This is a genomic window from Microbacterium sp. NPDC012755 (genome assembly GCF_042901325.1).
In the GTDB taxonomy this organism is placed as follows: domain Bacteria; phylum Actinomycetota; class Actinomycetes; order Actinomycetales; family Microbacteriaceae; genus Microbacterium; species Microbacterium natoriense.
Window position 1 is genome coordinate 2245397 of sequence record NZ_JBIBCT010000001.1, and the last position, 16899, is coordinate 2262295.

Below are 16899 nucleotides of genomic sequence, written 5' to 3' on the forward strand. Positions count from 1 at the left end.
GACCGATGCGGTTCGTCCCGGTTGAAGGGGCGCTCGAACCGGTTGACCTCTGCGGTCCAGTGAGCAGTTCCGGACCGCAGAGGTCATCCGACCGACTCAGCCGAGGCTCGACCTCAGTCGAGGGCCGACCTCAGTCGAGGATGGATCTCAGTCGATGACGGATCTCAGTCGAGGACTGACTCAGTCGAGGACCGACTCAACCGAGGACTGACTCAACCGAGCTCGATCTCAGTCGAGAATTGACTCGATCAGCTCGGACTCATCGGAGTGGATCATCTGCATGAAGGGCAGGAGCACGGTCACGGCGAAGAGCGTGGAGGCCGGGTCCGCGATCATGCCCTCCGGATCTGCGTCGATCGTGACCGTTCCGCTCAGGTCGTCGATGTTCCAGCGTGCGGCGAGGGCGCCATCGACCTTGACCTCGACCGAGTCGTCCCAGTCCTGTCGGGCGAGGTAGTCGTGGCCGTCGATCCTTCCGTCCACCGCGAAGTAGAGCAGGTTCTCGCCGAGCCGGTCGCTCAGCCGGTCCTCGCGATCGCCTCGGCGCACCAGGTAGTCAGGACGTACGAGCCGCTTGAGCCAGGACCGGCTGAAGCTGCCGATCCCCACTGTCGTCGGCGTCGCACCCTCCGGCTCGAAACAGAACGTCCCTGCCGTCTCGGCTCCGGTGATCGTGCCTCGGCTGATCGTCCCGACGAGGGCGCCGGTCTCCGTGCGGACCTCGATCGCCTTCATCGTGGTGATGAGCGTGCTCAGGACGCTGGGGCGGAACACGTAGCGCATGCTTCATCTCACCATGCGGACCGCGACCTGCGTCGGCGACCTCAGGAGTTCACGCGGATGATCTCCTGCTGGTACGGCGCGATGACATCGCCCGAGATCCGCAGGTCGAGGAGCAGGAAGCGGCGGCTGGCCGCATCCTCCCGCGCCCACTCGCCGAGACGGTCGAGGTCGGCGAGGGTGCGCACCACGACGCCCTCGGCGCCGACGGCCGCGCCGAACGCCGCGAAGTCGACCTCCGGGATGCGCATCGGTCCCTCGGCGAGGCCCTTCAGCCCGTAGAGGTTCACCTCGGCGCCGTAGGCGGCGTCGTTCCAGATCACGGCGATGCCCCGTCCGGCCGCCGCGCGCACAGCGGACTCGAGGTCGGCGATCGCCATGAGGCCGCCGCCGTCGCCGCTCGTGAGCACGATGGTCGACTCACGGCGCGCGAGCGCGGCGCCGACGACGCTCGGCCAGCCCTGACCGATCGACTGGAAGGCGGTGCCGACCATCATCATGCGGTCGGGAGCAGCGACAGGCCAGTACATGTTCGCCCATCCGATGAAGTGGCCGCCGTCGGACACGACCACGCGGTCCTCCGGCAGCAGCTCGGCGATGCGTCGTGCCGCCGAGCGGGGGTCGAGCCGTCCGTCCGGGGCGAGGTCGTCGCCGGTCTCGTATGCGCGCGAGCCGGCGACGTCGACCGTCTCCCGCCAGGGACGAGCGGGCATGACACCGGGCGCGGCTTCGGATGTGACACCGGGCATCGCTTCGGATGCGGTACCGGGCACAGCTTCGGATGTGGCATCCGACACACCGCGGGCATCGGTGATCCGCCCGGCGTGTCCGGTCTCCGCTCCGAAGCTGTGCTCGGCAGGCTCGGCAGGCTCGGCAGGCCCGGCAGGCGCGGCAGGCTCGGCAGGCCCGGCAGGCTCGGCAGGCCCGGCAGGCCCGGCAGACGTGGCGGATGCCGCGGCCACGCGCGTCACGAGCTCCTCCGCCACGACGCGGGCGTCGGCCCGCACGAAGCCGCCGACGTGCGGGTGGGTGGCCGCGGGGGCGGTGTCGATCTGGAAGACGCGGGTTCCGGGCGCGAACAGCTCGCCGAAGCGCATCGTGAACTGGTTCAGCGACGCGCCGAAGACCACGGCGACATCGGCGGTGCGGACGAGCTCCATGGCTCCGTCGGCGCCGAAGCCGCCGGTCACGCCCAGGTCGTACTGCGTCTCGGGGAAGACGCCGCGGCCGAGCGCCGACGAGGCGGTCAGCGCTCCGGTGAGGGCGGCGAGCTCGCCGAGCGCTGAACCGGCGCCGGCCAGCCAGGCGCCGCGCCCCGCGAGCAGGAACGGGCGCTCGGCGCCGCGCAGGGCGTGCGCGATCTCATCGAGCATCCCCTCGGCGAACTCACCGCGCGGAGCGAGCGGCGCGGGGATGCGCGGAGACGGCGCCGGCGGCACGTCACCGGCCTCGAGGGCGGCGACGTCGTAGGGGATCGCGAGCACCACGGGCACGCGGTAGGTCAGGGCGTGCTCGATCGCGATGACGGTGGTGGCGGCGGCATCTGCCCGTCCGACCGTGTAGGTGCGGGCGCCGACGGCGGAGGCGAGCGCGATCTGGTCGACGTCCCACGGACGAGGGCCGGAGGTGGGCTCGTCGCCGACGACGAGCACGAGCGGAACGTGCGCCTGCACGGCCTCGGCCAGAGCGGTCAGCGTGTTGGTGAAGCCGGCGCCGTACGTCGAGGTGCCGGCGGCGATGCGCCCCGAGGCGCGGAAGTGCGCGTCGGCGGCCACGACGGCGCCCTGCTCGTGGCGGACGGCTGTGAAGACGGCATCCGTCTGGGTCTCGATGGCGTCGAGGAAGTAGGCGTTGCCGTTGCCCATCACGCCGAAGACGGCGTCGATGTGCTGGGCGAGGGTGAGTGCGACGTGCGCGGAGACGGTGGGCATGCGAAAGCCTTTCGAGACAGGGACGGAGGATGCTGTTCCGTATGTGTCTCGCCCCCGCTGCGATGCGGGGCGCTTCGTGCCTCTTTTTCAGGCACCGGCCTCGTCAGAGCCGGACCCGTCGATTCTAGCGCGAGAGGGTCCGACTCGGCGCTGTCTCGCGACCGTAACATCGTGGAAACCGCGACGCGGAAGCATGCGGTCATGGAGTCGCTGTTCAACGGATACACCTCACGACGGAGCGCGGTGCGGACCGGGCCTGGACCCTGGGATGAGATGTTCCCGGCTGCGCCGGACGGAGAGGTGCGCGGCCCCTATCGGGATCTGTACCCGGCGCTGGCCGGTATGGACGACAGCGAGCTGCGGGCGCGCACGGATGCGCTCGCCAGCAGCTACCTCGCCCAGGGCGTGACCTTCGACTTCGCGGGGGAGGAGCGGCCGTTCCCGCTCGACGTGGTGCCGCGCGTGGTCGCGGCGGACGACTGGCTCTACGTCGAATCCGGTGTGAAGCAGCGGGTCAGGGCGCTGGAGGCGTTCCTCGCCGACGTCTACGGTCCGCAGCTCGCCGTGCAGGACGGGGTCATCCCGGCATCCCTCATCAGCTCCTCCTCGCACTTCCACCGTCAGGCGGCGGGCATCGTCGGGGCGAATGGCGTGCGCATCCACGTCGCCGGGATCGACGTCATCCGCGATGAGGCCGGGGCGTGGAGGGTGCTGGAGGACAACGTCCGCGTGCCGAGCGGCGTCAGCTACGTCCTCGCGAACCGGCGGGTCATGGCGCAGACCCTGCCCGAGCTGTTCACCAGCCTCCGCGTGCGGCCCGTCGTCGACTACCCGGGGCGCCTGCTGCAGGCGCTGCGTGCGGCCGCGCCGGAGGGCGTCGACCACCCGAACGTCGTGGTGCTGACCCCGGGAGTGCACAACTCGGCCTACTACGAGCACACCCTTCTCGCGCGGATGATGGGCGTCGAGCTCGTCGAGGGGCGTGACCTCTTCTGCTCTGGCGGACGGGTCTGGATGCACACGACCGCAGGCCCCACGCGTGTCGACGTGATCTACCGGCGTGTGGATGACGAGTACCTCGATCCGCAGCACTTCCGCCCCGATTCGGTGCTCGGCGCCCCGGGGCTCATGCTGGCGTCGCGGCTCGGCACCGTCACCATCGCGAACGCGGTGGGCAACGGCGTCGCCGACGACAAGCTCGTCTACACGTACGTCCCGGCCCTGATCCGGTACTACCTGGGCGAGGAGCCCATCATCCCCAACGTCGACACCTGGCGGCTGGAGGAGCCCGCCGCTCTGGAGGAGGTGCTGGATCGGCTCGACGAGCTCGTGGTGAAGCCGGTCGACGGGTCAGGGGGCAAGGGGCTCGTCGTCGGGCCTGACGCCTCCCGCGCCACCCTGGAGGAGCTGCGCCGCACCCTCCTCGCGGACCCCCGCGGGTGGATCGCCCAGCCGGTGGTGCAGCTCTCCACGATCCCGACGCTCGTCGAAGACGGGTTCCGTCCGCGGCACGTCGATCTGCGCCCCTTCGCGGTGAACGACGGCGACGACGTGTGGGTGCTCCCCGGCGGACTGACGAGGGTCGCCCTGCCGGAGGGGCAGCTCGTGGTGAACTCCAGTCAGGGCGGCGGCTCGAAGGACACGTGGGTGCTCGACCCCTCGCTGTTCACCGGGCCGACGACTCTCGCGGGGGCACCCGACCCGGCATCCGACGAGGTCTCGCTCGCCACCGGAGCGATCGCCGTGGTCGCGCCTCCCCGCGAGGACCCGCACCCTCCGTTCCTCTCGTCCCCGCAGGACGAGGACGTCGAGGCGCGGCACCACCAGCAGCAACAGCAGCAGCAGCAACAGCAGGGAGGTGCGTCGTGCTGAGCCGCATCGCCGAGGCGCTGTTCTGGATCGGCCGCTACGTCGAGCGCGCCGACGGCACCGCGCGCATCCTGGACGTGCACCTGCAGCTGCTGCTGGAGGACCCCTGGGTCGAGGAGGACACGGCGTGCCGTGCGCTCCTGTCGGTCATGGGCACCAGCGCAGAGCCGGACGTCGTGCTGAGCCGCGACGACGTCGTGCGCCTGCTCGCCCTCGACAGGGAGCATACGGCATCCATCGCGCACTCGATCGCCTCCGCTCGGGAGAACGCGCGGCGCGCCAGGGAGATCATCTCCACCGACCTGTGGGAGACGCTCAACGAGTCCAACGCGCGGATGCCGCGTCGCATCGCCTCCGACAAGACCCACCCGTTCTTCCGCTGGGTGCGCGACCGCTCCGCCCTCGCGTTCGGGGTGGTGGACTCCTCGACCAGCCGCGACGAGGCCTGGCACTTCTTCGTGCTCGGGCGGTCGATCGAACGCGCGGACATGACCGCACGGCTCCTCGCCACCCGGTCGCTCACGGACGCCGCCGGACCCAGCTGGACGACCCTGCTGCGCAGCTGCGGGGCGTACGAGGCGCACCTCCGGAGTCACAGGGCGATGCCGACCGCGGCGTCCGCCCTCGAGTTCCTGCTGGTGGATCGGCTGTTCCCTCGTTCGGTGCTGTCGAGCATCCTGCAGGCCGAGGACTGTCTGCGCGGCATCGACCCGGCCGGCGCGTTCGGAGCACCCGACCGCGCGCACCGCGTGCTCGGACGGATGCGGTCGGAGCTGGAGTACCGGCCGATCGGCGACATCGTGCATCGCCTGTCGGAGAGCATGGAAGAGGTGCAGGTGGGGATGTCGATGGCGAGCGACGCGATCAGGGAGCGCTACTTCCCGTCGATCGCGATGCCGGTGTGGATAGGAGAAGCGCTGTGAGCCGGCTGCGGATCGTGCACAGGACCGGGTTCCGCTACGAGAAGCCGGCCACCGCGTCGTACAACGAGGCGCGGATGCTGCCGCATTCGCGCGACGGGCAGTTCGTGCTGCAGGCGAACCTGGAGATCACGCCGACCGCCACCCAGCACTCCTACGCGGACTACTGGGATACGAGGGTCTCCACGTTCGAGGTGCTCACGCCCCACCAGCTGCTGTCGGTCACCGCGACGAGCGTGGTCGACGTGCGGCCCGCTCCGGCTGCGGCGGCCTCGATCGACTGGGACGAGCTGGCCGCCCGCATCCCGCTGTCGCTCGCGCTCGCCGAGTGCGTGGCGCAGACGCCGGCGACCGAACCCGATGACGAGATGCGCGACCTGGCCCTGCGCATCGAGGCGGAGGGCGGCGACGTCGACGAGACGGCCTTCGAGATCTGCCGGACGGTCGGGGAGGCGATGGAGTACCGGCGAGGGGTGACCGGGGTGAGCTCCACGGCGCGAGACGCCTGGCCGACGCGTTCGGGGGTGTGCCAGGACATCGCCCACGTCGCGCTCGGGGTGCTGCGAGCGGCCGGCATCCCCGCGCGGTACGTGTCCGGGTACCTGCACCCCGACCCCTCAGCGGGGATCGGGCAGCCGGTGATCGGCGAGTCGCACGCCTGGGTGGAGTGGTACTCGGGACGGTGGCGCGGATACGACCCGACCAACCTCGTCGAGATCGGGGAGTCTCACGTGTACGTGGGGCACGGTCGCGACTACGGCGACGTGGCTCCGCTGCGCGGGGTCTACGCGGGGCCGAGCGCCTCGGAGCTCTTCGTCTCCGTCGAGATCACCCGGCTCGAGTGACGTCCGACTCGGCGCGGTGCAGGAGCACCGTCGAGGCGGTGAGGTCGTCGAGGCGGATCGTCGTGACCGACTCGGGCGGCAGAGCCTCCCAGTCGTACCCGGAGACCCCCGTGGAGCCGATCAGCAGGGTGCCGTCGTCCGTGCGCGTCCAACGCAGAGCGAAGTAGTCCTCGTTGTGCTCCTCGGGCAGCAGCGGATGCTGCGCGATCTCGTCGAGGTCGTCGTCGGAGAGCACGCTGCGTGCGCTCGCGCGCACCACGACCATCTGCTCCCGGTCGAGCATGATCGCATTGAGACTCGCGAGAGGGAAGACCTCGCGCAGCATGCGGGCGGCGTCCGCCGTCGCCGCGGAGAGCGGGATGCCGAGCGCGAGCCGTTCGCGGATGAGGGTGAAGTACATCTCGCTGTCGGTCTCCCCGGTCATCTCGGCGAGGCTCTCGGGGGAGAGCAGGGCGCGGGCGCTCTCGATCGGCTTCAGCGAGCCGTTGTGCTCGAAGGCCACGGCGCCGCGGAGGAAAGGGTGAGCGTTGCGGTCGGCGATCTCGATGCCCGCTGTCGCCCACCGCAGGTGCACCATCGCAGCTTGGGCCATCGTGGTCGCCGCGCCCTCGAAATCGGGGTCGGAGACCGCCGAGAGAGCGGACTTGCGCACCACGGGCGTCTCGTGCCGACGCTCGACCCCGGCCCAGCCCCAGCCGTCTCCGTGCAGGCGGGCGAGGGAGATCAGGCGCTCCATACCGGTGTCGCCGAGTTCGCGGCGCACCGACGACGGGGTGGGGGAGACGAAGGCGAAGAGGCGGCACATGGTCCTTCGTTTGTAGCGCATCCTCCGACCCGGCGGCGCGACGCCCGTGCATGAGCGAGAATGTACCGGTGACTGATGCATCGAACGAGCGCGAGACGCTCACCTGGGACGGCTTCGGATCCGCGACGCGCGACCTCGCGCGCAAGATCCTCGACAGCGGCTTCGAGCCGGAGGTCGTCGTGGCGATCGCTCGGGGCGGGCTGCTCCCGGCCGGCGCGATCGCGTACGGGCTCGGCGCGAAGAACTGCGGCGCGATCAACGTCGAGTTCTACACGGGCATCGGCACGGTGCTCGACGCTCCGGAGGTGCTGCCCCCAGAGCTCGACATGGCCTACCTCGACGGACGTCGCGTGCTCCTCGTCGACGACGTCGCCGACTCCGGGCGCACCCTCGCGCTCGCCGTCGAGCTGCTGAAGGAGAAGGGCGCCGACGTGCGCTCCGTCACCATCTACACGAAGCCGTCGACGATCATCCAGCCCGACTACGCCTGGAAGGACACCGATCTCTGGATCAACTTCCCGTGGTCGTTCCAGGGCACGGTGCGCGAAGAGGACCTGGGGCTCGCTCCCTCCGCCTGACGTGGGACGTCGCGCGCGGACTGCGCGGGACTCACCCGCGGAGCAGAGCGCGCAGGGTCTGGATCGTGTCGGCGCCCTCGGGGGTCTTGTCCGGTCGGTAGCCCTTGACGCGCGCGAAGCGCAGGGCGAGGCCGCCCGGATACCGCGGTGAGCGCTGCACGCCGTCGATCGCGATCTCGATGACCAGCTCGGGGCGCAGGAAGACAGCGGATGCCGTGCGCCTCTCCTCGTGCTGCGGGAAGGTCTCCGTCTGCCAGCGGAGCAGCTCGTCGGTGAGCCCTTTGAAGGTCTTGCCGACCATCACGAAGCCCCCTGGCTCGACGAACTCCCCGTCGGGATCGCGTGCGCCGAGGTGCAGGTTCGACAGCCAGCCGCGGCGGCGCCCCGACCCCCATTCGGCGGCGAGCACCACGAGGTCGTACGTGAGCACCGGCTTGACCTTGACCCAGGACTTCCCGCGCCGACCGGCGGCGTAGGGCGAGTCGATGCTCTTGACCACGACGCCCTCGTGACCGGCGGCGAGAGCATCGCGGGAGAGCCGCTCCGCGGCGTCGGCGTCGCCCGTGACGACGCCGGGCATCCGCCAGCGTTCGGCGACCCGATCGAGTTCGGCCAGCCGCACCGAGAGCGGCTCATCGATGAGGTCGCGTCCGTCGACGTGGAGCAGGTCGAAGAACCAGGGCCGCAGCGCGAGGTCGCGCGAGGCCTCGGCGCCGAACCGCGACATGGTCTCCTGGAACGGGCGCGGGCCTCCGTCTTCATCGAGCGCGAGGGTCTCGCCGTCGAGGATGAGGTCGTTCGCCGGGAGGCCGCGCACGATCTCCACGATCTCGGGCACGCGGTGAGTGATGTCGGCGAGACTGCGCGTGAACACGCCGACCTCGTCTCCGTGCCGATGCACTTGGATGCGCGCGCCGTCGAGCTTGTACTCGACCGACGACTCTCCCGTCAGCTCCAGCGCCGCCGTCGGCGTCGCGGCGGTCGAGGCCAGCATCGGCAGCACGGGGCGGCCCACGACGAGACCGACGTCGTCGAGCTCGTCGGGGGTGCCGGTGAGGGCGATCACCGCGGTGACGCCGAGGTCGCCCGACAGCATCGCCGCTCGGCGGACGGCGGAGGGAGGGCGGTCGGATGCCCGCGCGATCGCGTCGAGCAGGACGCCCGCGAGCGCGCCGGTGCGCAGCTCGCCGAGCATGGAGCGGGCGAGGAAGTCCCACTCCGCCGCGGTCGCGCGAGAGGCGAGCTCGACGAGGAGCGCGTGCCTGGCCGACACGGATCCGGCTCCCGACGCGGCGGCGAGCCCGTCGAGGGCGGTGTCGACCTCGCCGATCGTCAGCGCCGCGGCATCCGCGTGCACGACGTCGAGGTCCATGAGGGTGCGCCACCCGACGCCGAGCCGCCCCTGCCGCGGAGCCGCGAGCAGCAGGCCGATCAGCGCCGGCACCTCGTCGGGGTCGGCCGGCGCGATGACCCGCGCCAGGGCATCGATCTTCGCCAGGCGCGACGCGGTCGCCCCGGCCTCGTCCGCCGCAGAGACGACCTCACCGAGCTTCATCCCCGAATCATCCCACCGGCATCCGACATCCGGCACGCGATCTGACGGCCCTCGGTCACCCTCTCCCCGTCTCGCACCGATCGGCGATGGATCAGAAACGCTCGGGGGACGACGTGCTCAGCGACGTCTCTGATCCATCACAGACGTGGGGCAGGACGGGAAGATCCAGGGAGCAGGCGAGTCAGCGGCCGCGGAACTCCGGCTTCCGCTTCTCCTGGAACGCCGCGAAGCCCTCGCGGTAGTCGTCGGTGTCGCAGAGCGCGGCCTGGGCGGCGTTCTCGATGCCCACCGCATCCCACAGCGCGAGGCGCTCGTCGCGGATCCGTGCGACGAGCCGCTTGCTCGCGAGGAACGCGGCCGTGGCTCCGCGGGCCGCAGCGGTCGCGGCATCCGTCGTCGCCTGCGCCGCCTCGTCGTCGGGGAGCACCCGGGAGAACAGGCCGGACTGCACCGCCTCCGTGCCGCTCATCAGACGCCCGGTGTAGATGAGGTCGAGCGTCTTGTGGGCGCCGAGACGGTCGAGGAAAAGCGCGTGGCCGCCCGAGTCGAGCGTGGCGCCGAGGGCAGCGAACGGCGAGCCGATCTTCGCGGACTCCGCCACGTACACGACGTCGGTGGCGATGAGGAGCCCGAGTCCCACACCGAGGCATGCTCCGTGGGCGGTGGCGAAGGTCGGCGCGGGGAACCGCGACATCCGCTGCAGCAGCGGGGTCACGAGGCCGTCGAGGTAGCCGATGACGTCGTCATCCCTCGGATCCACGCCGGAGATGTCGCGGCCGGCGCAGAACGCCCGGCCCTCGCCGCGGAGCACCAGGGCGCGCACACCTGCGGCCTCCGCCTCGTCGTAGGCCATGCCCAGGCCGTGCAGCGCCTGCTCGTCGAGCGCGTTGAGGCGCGACGGCGCGTTCAGCACGATGGTGGCGACGTCGTCGTGGATGCTCAGGTCGATCATCGGATGCTCCGCTTCACACGTCGTAGTCGACCACGACGCGGTCGCTCGTGGGGTGGGACTGGCAGGTGAGGACGTAGCCGCGTTCGAGCTCGTCCGGCTCCAGGGCGTAGTTCTCGGTCATGGTCACACTGCCCTCGATGACCCGCGCGCGGCACGTGCCGCAGACGCCGCCCGCACACGCGAACGGGGCGTCGGGGCGCACCCGGAGCGCGGCGTTCAGCACGGACTCGTGGGCGTCGACGGGGCTCTCGACGGTCGAGGAGACGCCGTCGAGGTTGACCTCGATGCGGAACGTCTTCTCGCCCTTGCGCACCTCGACAGGGCGCGCGGTGCGCAGCGGCTCGTCGCCCGTCGTGAACAGCTCGAAGCGGATGTGCTCGCGGGCCACCCCGACATCCGCGAGCACCTCGCGGCACAGGTCGACGAGAGACAGCGGGCCGCACAGGAACCACTCGTCCACATCGGTCGGATCGATGAGCACCCGCAGGATCGTCCGCAGCTTCTCCTCGTCGATGCGGCCGGAGAGCACCGGCGCCGTGCGCTGCTCGCGCGAGAGCACGTGGTGCAGCGTGAGCCGGGTGGGGTAGCGGTCCTTGAGGTCGGCCAGGTCCTCCAGGAACATCACGTCGAGCGTCGACCGGTTCGTGTAGAGCAGCGTGAAGCGCGAGGTCTCCGAGCGCGTGAGCACGGTGTGCGCGAGGGCCATGAGGGGCGTGATGCCGGAGCCAGCCGCGATCCCGACGACATGGCGGTGGTCGAGGTCGTCGAGACCCGAGGTGAAGGTCCCCTGCGGGCTCATCACGTCGATGCGGAACCCCGGATGCAGCCCGGTCTGCGCCCAGGTCGAGAACAGCCCGCCCTCGTCGCGCTTGACGGCGACGCTGAGACGCGTGGGCTGCCCCGCGCCCCTGTGCTCCGGCGCGCGGCACAGCGAGTACGAGCGCCGCACCTCGACGCCGTCGAGGGTCGTCCTGAGCGCCACGTACTGGCCGGGCAGGTGGTCGTAGTCGTCGGCGAGCTCGGCGGGCACGGCGAACGTGACCTCGACCGCATCGTCGGTGAGGGGACGCACGTCCTCCACCGTGAGCGTGTGAAAGCGAGCGCGCGTGCGCTCGCCGGAGACGCCGCGCGAGGGGGCGGATGCCAGGGCGGTGCGAGCGGAGGCGAACAGCGACATCAGTGCACCTTGAAATGGTCGAAGGGCTCGAGGCACGCACGGCACTCGAACAGCGCCTTGCAGGAGGTTGAGCCGAAGCGGGAGACTTCACGCGTGTCCAGCGACCCGCATCGCGGGCAGCGGACGCTGAGGGCGAGCCGGATGGGGCCGGTCGACACGGCGGCGCGGCCGGAGGGCGGGGCGATGCCGTACTCCGTCAGCTTCCGCTTGCCGGCATCCGACATCCAGTCCGTGGTCCAGGCGGGGGAGAGCACGAGCCGCACGTCGACCTCCGCGTACCCCGCGACGGTGAGAGCGAGGATCACGTCGTCGCGGATCGCGTCCATCGCGGGGCAGCCGCTGTAGGTGGGCGTGATGTCGACGCGCACGGCGTCTCCGTCCACCTCGACCGCACGCAGCACGCCGAGGTCCTCGATGGTGAGCACCGGCACCTCCGGGTCGGCGACGGATGCCGCGACCCGCCACGCGTCGTGATCCCGGCCGTCGAGCGAGGGAGCCTGCGACCGGGCCTCGCCCGCGGTCACCATGTCGCCCCGGGGTGCCGGCGGGCGAGCACCTGCATCTCCGCGAGGAGGTGGCCGAGCGGGGTCGCGTGGGCTCCGTGCCGACCGCCGGCAGACGATGCGGCGACGGCGGGCGTCGACAGCTCCGCCTCGGCGAACACGGTGTCGATGACCCCGTCGACACCGGCGCGCAGCGACGACGGACGCACCGCGGCGTCTCCGAGGCGGTCGATCAGGGGGTCGTCGCGGAACAGCTCCTCGACGTAGGGCCAGACGTCGCCGAACGCGCGGACGATCCTGGTCCGCGACTCCTCCGTGCCGCCGGCCAGACGCAGCACCCACTGCACGGCGTGGTCGCGGTGGTAGTCGACCTCCTTGAGCGCCTTCTCGGCGATCGCGGCGAAGGTCTCGTCGGTGCTCCCGCGCAGCGCGGAGTACAGCTCGAACATGTAGGTCGCGACGATGAACTGCCTCGCGATGGTCTGTGCGAAGTCGCCGTTCGGCTGCTCCACGATCCAGGCGCAGCGGAACTCCGGCTCGTCGCGGAAGTAGGCCAGGTCGTCTTCGCTGCGGCCGTCGAAGGATCCGGCGTAGCGCAGCAGCGAGCGGGCGTGGCCGAGCAAGTCGAGGGCGATGTTGCCGAGGGCCACGTCCTCCTCCAGCTCGGGGGCGTTCGAGATCCAGGCGCCCAGCTGCTGCGAGAGGATCAGCGCGTCATCCCCGAGCCACAGGGCGTACTCGGCGATGTCGGCGGATGCCGCGATCGCCCCGGAGCCGGCGAGCTCGTCGCTCAGCCGGAGCTCGTCGACGGAGACGTCGCCGTGGATGTCGTCGCTCACAGGTGCGGCACCCCCTCGGACGCCGTGTAGTACACGGCGTGGCGGTAGTTCTTGCCGGCGGGGCTCTCGAAGTACGCGCCCTTCGCGTCCGGGTCGCTCGTCGTGATCGCCTCGGCGGGCACCGCCCAGATCGACACGCCCTCACCGCGCCGCGTGTAGAGGTCGCGGGCGTTGCGGATCGCCATGTCGGCATCCGGAGCATGCAGGGAACCCACGTGCACGTGGCTGAGTCCGCGGTTCGCGCGCACGAAGATCTCCCAGAGGGGCCAGGGTTCGCGCTCGTCGGCGCCGGGGGTCGCCATCACGCCGCTCCCCGACCGGTCGTCGAGCGAGCCGCAGGCGAGCCGAAACGCTGCTTGCGGGCGTGCTCGGCCGCGGCCTCGCGCACCCATGCGCCCTCCGCGTGCGCCGTGCGGCGCCGTTCGAGACGCTCGGCGTTGCAGGGGCCGTTGCCCCGGAGCACCTCGAAGAACTCGTCCCAGTCGATCTCGCCGATGTCGTACTGCCCGGTCTCGTCGTTCCAGCGCAGATCGGGGTCGGGCAGGGTGATGCCGAGGATCTCGGCCTGCGGCACGAGCATCCCCACGAAGCGCTGGCGCAGCTCGTCGTTGGAGAAGCGCTTGATCTTCCACTTCATCGACTGCGCGGAGTTGGGGGACTGGTCGTCGGGCGGTCCGAACATCGCCAGGCTCGGCCAGTACCAGCGGTTCACGGCATCCTGCGCCATCTGCCGCTGCTCCTCGGTGCCCTGCATGAGCGTCAGCAGGATCTCGAAGCCCTGCCGCTGGTGGAAGGACTCCTCCTTGCAGACGCGCACCATCGCACGGCCGTACGGGCCGTAGGAGGCGCGGCACAGTGGCACCTGATTGCAGATCGCGGCGCCGTCGACGAGCCAGCCGATCGCGCCCATGTCGGCCCAGGTCGGGGTGGGGTAGTTGAAGATCGAGGAGTACTTGGCTCTGCCGCTGATGAGCTGGTCCATCATCTCGTCGCGGGTGATGCCGAGGGTCTGTGCGGCGGAGTAGAGGTAGAGTCCGTGGCCGGCCTCGTCCTGCACCTTCGCCATGAGGATCGCCTTGCGCTTGAGGCTCGGCGCGCGGGTGATCCAGTTGCCCTCCGGCTGCATGCCGATGATCTCGGAGTGCGCGTGCTGCGAGATCTGACGGATCAGCGTCTTGCGGTAGGCGTCGGGCATCCAGTCCCGGGGCTCGATGCGCTGCTCGTTCGCGATGAGCTCGTCGAACAGGCGCTCCTCGTCGGAGAGCTCCTCGTTCACGAGGGAGAGGTCTGCGGGGCTGGTCATCATCGACTCCTCAGGGTCCGGCCTTCTTTACTGACCGTTCGTTAGGTAATTCTGACACGGGGCGTCGTCGCGCGCAAGACAGAGCCCTCCGCCGTGCTCGGGGTCGGCACTCCAGAACTCCGGAGAAACCGGAGATGCGAGATCTGCCCCTTTCGCGCATGCGTGAGTCGAGCGGTATCCGGATGGCCGGCGCCGCCCGATCTCCGGAGTCCCGGAGCGGGAGGGGAGGGTCAGTGCGAGCGGGAGATCAGTTCCAGAAGCGCAAGGCCGTACGCCTCCGCAGGATCCGGATGCTCGAACGCCCGCGTCTCCCCGGCGATCTCGATCTCGACGAGGAAGGCGTCGCTGAGGCGGGTCAGCCGACGGAAGGTGCCGCGGAGGAGGTCGCGCAGCTGATCCTCTCGGGGCAGCCACACGGCGTTCGCGAGAGTCACGGCGTCGAGCGCCCACTCCGTCGTGCCGTTGAACGCGAGGTCGGTGCCGCTCGGGGTCTGACGCGCCTCGATCGTCATCTCGCTCACGGTGAAGATGTCGGCCTCCGCCTCGAGCTCCACCTCATCGGGCAGATCGAGCTGGAAGCGGTCTCCCTCGGCGGGGTGCCACACCAGCCCGGCTTCGCGCAGGGCGACGGCGAGCTCACGGGCGATCATGGGTCAACGGTAGAGCATCGACATCTGCGCGTCGCCGACGATGTCCGCGACGTGAGGCAGAGTGGGGACATGACCTCTCCGCTCTCCGGCGACACCCGCACCGCCGCCCTCTCCGCACTGCGCGAACTGGTCGGGAGGCCGGACGCCGGGTTCCACGACGGGCAGTACGAGGCCATCGAGGCTCTGGTCGAACGTCGCCGTCGCGCGCTCGTCGTGCAGCGGACGGGGTGGGGCAAGTCGGCGGTGTACTTCGTGGCTACCCTGCTGCTGCGCAGGCAGGGAGCGGGGCCGACCGTGCTCGTCTCACCGCTGCTGGCGCTCATGCGCGACCAGATCGCGGCCGCCGAGCGGGCTGGGGTGCGCGCGGTCGCGATCAACTCCACGAACGCGCATGAGTGGTCCGACGTGCTCGCGCAGCTCGACCGCGACGAGGTCGACGTGCTGCTGGTGTCGCCGGAGCGGCTGAACAATCCGTCCTTCCGTGAGGAGCGGCTGCCCGCGCTTGTGCGCCGCATCGGCATGCTCGTGGTCGATGAGGCGCACTGCATCAGCGACTGGGGTCACGACTTCCGCCCCGACTACCGGCGCCTGCGCGACCTCATCGCGCAGATGCCCGCCGATGTCCCGGTGCTCGCGACCACGGCGACGGCGAACAGCCGCGTCGTCGCCGATGTGGCCGAGCAGCTCGGCACCGGCGAATCGGATGCCGAGGTGCTGACCATCCGCGGCGCCCTCGCACGCACGTCGCTGCGGCTGGGCGTGCTGCGGCTGCCCGATTCGGCCAGTCGTCTCGCCTGGCTGCTCAGCCACCTCGACGATCTGCCCGGCTCCGGCATCATCTACACGCTCACCGTCGCGGCCGCCGTCGACACCGCTCGGCTGCTGCGCGAGCGCGGTCACGAGGTGCGCGCCTACACGGGGCAGACCGACGCCGACGAGCGCGAGGAGTCGGAGGGCATGCTCAAGCGCAACGAGGTCAAGGCGCTCGTCGCCACGAGCGCTCTCGGGATGGGCTTCGACAAGCCCGACCTCGGGTTCGTACTGCATCTCGGAGCCCCGTCCTCTCCCGTCGCGTACTACCAGCAGGTCGGTCGCGCCGGCCGTGCGAGCGAGAGCGCCGACGTGCTGCTGCTGCCCGGCGTCGAGGACCGCGACATCTGGCACTACTTCGCCACCGCGTCGATGCCCGACCGGGAGCGCGCCGAACGGGTGATCGCCGCCCTCGGCGACAGCCCGGTCTCGACCCCGGTGCTCGAGGCGATGGTCGACATCCGGCGCACACCTCTGGAGCTCCTGCTCAAGGTGCTCGACGTCGACGGTGCGGTGCGGCGGGTGCAGGGCGGATGGGTGGCCACGGGCGAGCCGTGGATCTACGACGCCGAACGGTACGAGCGGATCGCGGCGGAGCGTGTCGCCGAGCAGCGCAGCATGCTCGATTACGAGACGACGGCAGGCTGCCGCATGGAGTTCCTCCAGCGCGCGCTCGACGATGACACCGCGGTCCCGTGCGGACGCTGCGACAACTGCGCCGGGGCGTGGTTCCCCCGCGACATCGAGGAGCGGGCGACGGCCGCGGCATCCGAGTCCCTCGATCGGGTCGGCGTGCCGATCGAGCCACGACGAGCCTGGCCGACCGGCGCCGACCGGCTGGGCGTTCCCGTGAAGGGGCGCATCGCACCGGCCGAGCAGGCGGCCGAGGGGCGCGCGCTGGCGCGGCTCACCGATCTCGGCTGGGGAGGAGCGCTGCGAGACCTGTTCGGCGCGGGGGCCGCGGATGCTGTGGTCCCACCGCAGCTCCTCGCCGGGTGCGTGCGCGTGCTCGCGGGGTGGGGATGGGAGCAGCGGCCGGTCGCCGTCGTCGCGATGCCGTCGCGCTCCCGCCCGCAGCTGGTGGACTCCCTCGCCCGCGGCATCGCGGAGATCGGCCGGCTGCCGTACCTCGGCGAGCTGGGGCTGGTCGGCGGAGGACCGACCGGTCAGCCCGGCGGCAACAGCGCCTTCCGCATCGCTGGACTCTGGGAGCGGTTCAGCGCCGAGGGACTCGACGTGCCGGACGGGCCGGTGCTGCTCGTCGACGATCAGGCCGACAGCCGCTGGACCCTCACGATCGCCGCCCGCGCTCTCCGCCGGGCCGGTGCGACCGAGGTGCTGCCGTTCGTGCTGGCCCTGCGGGGCTGATCGGCAGCGCAGGG

Annotated in this window: 16 protein-coding genes; 5 read left to right on the forward strand and 11 right to left on the reverse strand. The window is 70.9% G+C overall.

Annotation, left to right across the window (positions count from 1 at the left end; genetic code table 11):
- Positions 1-228 precede the first annotated feature (228 nt).
- Complete coding sequence (locus ACFY5A_RS10375) at positions 229-774, reverse strand: hypothetical protein (RefSeq protein ID WP_387233746.1); 546 nt, start codon at positions 772-774, stop codon at positions 229-231.
- A gap of 50 nt (positions 775-824) precedes the next feature.
- Positions 825-2711: a thiamine pyrophosphate-binding protein gene (locus ACFY5A_RS10380; protein WP_387233749.1), complete on the reverse strand. Its 1887-nt coding sequence runs from the start codon at positions 2709-2711 to the stop codon at positions 825-827.
- Positions 2712-2912: 201 nt separating this feature from the next.
- On the opposite strand from ACFY5A_RS10380, the gene ACFY5A_RS10385 reads away from it, so the two are divergent.
- Genes ACFY5A_RS10385 through ACFY5A_RS10395 form a run of 3 tightly spaced genes read left to right on the forward strand, consistent with a single transcriptional unit; the run spans position 2913 to position 6345 of the window.
- On the forward strand, positions 2913-4583 hold the full coding sequence (locus ACFY5A_RS10385) for a circularly permuted type 2 ATP-grasp protein (RefSeq protein ID WP_341939922.1): 1671 nt from the start codon (positions 2913-2915) through the stop codon (positions 4581-4583).
- A complete protein-coding gene (locus tag ACFY5A_RS10390) occupies positions 4577-5503 on the forward strand; it encodes an alpha-E domain-containing protein (protein WP_105676644.1) in 927 nt (308 codons plus the stop codon). The genes ACFY5A_RS10385 and ACFY5A_RS10390 overlap by 7 nt, the downstream gene beginning before the upstream one ends.
- A complete protein-coding gene (locus ACFY5A_RS10395; RefSeq protein ID WP_341939921.1) occupies positions 5500-6345 on the forward strand; it encodes a transglutaminase family protein in 846 nt (281 codons plus the stop codon). The genes ACFY5A_RS10390 and ACFY5A_RS10395 overlap by 4 nt, the downstream gene beginning before the upstream one ends.
- Here ACFY5A_RS10395 and ACFY5A_RS10400 read toward each other — a convergent pair.
- Positions 6329-7150 (reverse strand): class II glutamine amidotransferase, encoded by an 822-nt coding sequence (locus ACFY5A_RS10400; RefSeq protein WP_341939920.1) that lies wholly within the window; start codon positions 7148-7150, stop codon positions 6329-6331. The two genes, ACFY5A_RS10395 and ACFY5A_RS10400, sit on opposite strands and share 17 nt — an antisense overlap.
- A gap of 68 nt (positions 7151-7218) precedes the next feature.
- Between ACFY5A_RS10400 and ACFY5A_RS10405 the strand changes: the two genes are divergently transcribed.
- Positions 7219-7728, forward strand: coding sequence for a phosphoribosyltransferase (locus ACFY5A_RS10405; protein ID WP_223586868.1), 510 nt, complete (start codon positions 7219-7221; stop codon positions 7726-7728).
- A gap of 31 nt (positions 7729-7759) precedes the next feature.
- Here ACFY5A_RS10405 and ACFY5A_RS10410 read toward each other — a convergent pair whose 3' ends face one another.
- From ACFY5A_RS10410 to ACFY5A_RS10445, 8 genes are all read right to left on the reverse strand, one after another.
- A complete protein-coding gene (locus ACFY5A_RS10410; RefSeq protein ID WP_341939919.1) occupies positions 7760-9283 on the reverse strand; it encodes an ATP-dependent DNA ligase in 1524 nt (507 codons plus the stop codon).
- A gap of 181 nt (positions 9284-9464) precedes the next feature.
- Positions 9465-10235, reverse strand: a complete 771-nt coding sequence (locus ACFY5A_RS10415; RefSeq protein ID WP_341939918.1) for an enoyl-CoA hydratase-related protein — start codon at positions 10233-10235, stop codon at positions 9465-9467.
- A gap of 13 nt (positions 10236-10248) precedes the next feature.
- Positions 10249-11412 (reverse strand): 1,2-phenylacetyl-CoA epoxidase subunit PaaE, encoded by a 1164-nt coding sequence (gene paaE / locus ACFY5A_RS10420; RefSeq protein WP_387233756.1) that lies wholly within the window; start codon positions 11410-11412, stop codon positions 10249-10251.
- Positions 11412-11939, reverse strand: coding sequence for a 1,2-phenylacetyl-CoA epoxidase subunit PaaD (paaD, locus tag ACFY5A_RS10425; RefSeq protein ID WP_341939916.1), 528 nt, complete (start codon positions 11937-11939; stop codon positions 11412-11414). Before paaD ends, paaE begins: the two co-directional genes overlap by 1 nt.
- The gene (gene paaC, locus ACFY5A_RS10430) at positions 11933-12754 is read right to left on the reverse strand and encodes a 1,2-phenylacetyl-CoA epoxidase subunit PaaC (RefSeq protein ID WP_341939915.1); all 822 of its coding nucleotides are present in this window, start codon (positions 12752-12754) and stop codon (positions 11933-11935) included. Before paaC ends, paaD begins: the two co-directional genes overlap by 7 nt.
- Complete coding sequence (gene paaB, locus ACFY5A_RS10435; RefSeq protein ID WP_105676660.1) at positions 12751-13056, reverse strand: 1,2-phenylacetyl-CoA epoxidase subunit PaaB; 306 nt, start codon at positions 13054-13056, stop codon at positions 12751-12753. Before paaB ends, paaC begins: the two co-directional genes overlap by 4 nt.
- Positions 13056-14057, reverse strand: a complete 1002-nt coding sequence (paaA, locus tag ACFY5A_RS10440) for a 1,2-phenylacetyl-CoA epoxidase subunit PaaA (RefSeq protein WP_387233761.1) — start codon at positions 14055-14057, stop codon at positions 13056-13058. Before paaA ends, paaB begins: the two co-directional genes overlap by 1 nt.
- 230 nt (positions 14058-14287) lie before the next feature.
- Positions 14288-14707, reverse strand: a complete 420-nt coding sequence (locus tag ACFY5A_RS10445) for a pilus assembly protein CpaE (RefSeq protein ID WP_387233764.1) — start codon at positions 14705-14707, stop codon at positions 14288-14290.
- Positions 14708-14776: 69 nt separating this feature from the next.
- Here ACFY5A_RS10445 and ACFY5A_RS10450 point away from each other — a divergent pair, with 69 nt between their 5' ends.
- The gene (locus tag ACFY5A_RS10450; RefSeq protein ID WP_387233767.1) at positions 14777-16885 is read left to right on the forward strand and encodes a RecQ family ATP-dependent DNA helicase; all 2109 of its coding nucleotides are present in this window, start codon (positions 14777-14779) and stop codon (positions 16883-16885) included.
- The last annotated feature ends 14 nt before the right edge of the window (positions 16886-16899 follow it).

What these genes read in the sequence shown, in the direction of transcription:
- ACFY5A_RS10450 (WP_387233767.1), top strand. Translation starts at nt 14,777, where the DNA reads ATGACCTCTCCGCTCTCCGGCGACACCCGCACCGCCGCCCTCTCCGCA.
- paaA (WP_387233761.1), bottom strand. Translation starts at nt 14,057, where the DNA reads ATGACCAGCCCCGCAGACCTCTCCCTCGTGAACGAGGAGCTCTCCGAC.
- ACFY5A_RS10410 (WP_341939919.1), bottom strand. Translation starts at nt 9,283, where the DNA reads ATGAAGCTCGGTGAGGTCGTCTCTGCGGCGGACGAGGCCGGGGCGACC.
- ACFY5A_RS10415 (WP_341939918.1), bottom strand. Translation starts at nt 10,235, where the DNA reads ATGATCGACCTGAGCATCCACGACGACGTCGCCACCATCGTGCTGAAC.
- ACFY5A_RS10385 (WP_341939922.1), top strand. Translation starts at nt 2,913, where the DNA reads ATGGAGTCGCTGTTCAACGGATACACCTCACGACGGAGCGCGGTGCGG.
- ACFY5A_RS10380 (WP_387233749.1), bottom strand. Translation starts at nt 2,711, where the DNA reads ATGCCCACCGTCTCCGCGCACGTCGCACTCACCCTCGCCCAGCACATC.
- ACFY5A_RS10400 (WP_341939920.1), bottom strand. Translation starts at nt 7,150, where the DNA reads ATGTGCCGCCTCTTCGCCTTCGTCTCCCCCACCCCGTCGTCGGTGCGC.
- paaB (WP_105676660.1), bottom strand. Translation starts at nt 13,056, where the DNA reads ATGGCGACCCCCGGCGCCGACGAGCGCGAACCCTGGCCCCTCTGGGAG.
- ACFY5A_RS10445 (WP_387233764.1), bottom strand. Translation starts at nt 14,707, where the DNA reads ATGATCGCCCGTGAGCTCGCCGTCGCCCTGCGCGAAGCCGGGCTGGTG.
- paaD (WP_341939916.1), bottom strand. Translation starts at nt 11,939, where the DNA reads ATGGTGACCGCGGGCGAGGCCCGGTCGCAGGCTCCCTCGCTCGACGGC.
- paaE (WP_387233756.1), bottom strand. Translation starts at nt 11,412, where the DNA reads ATGTCGCTGTTCGCCTCCGCTCGCACCGCCCTGGCATCCGCCCCCTCG.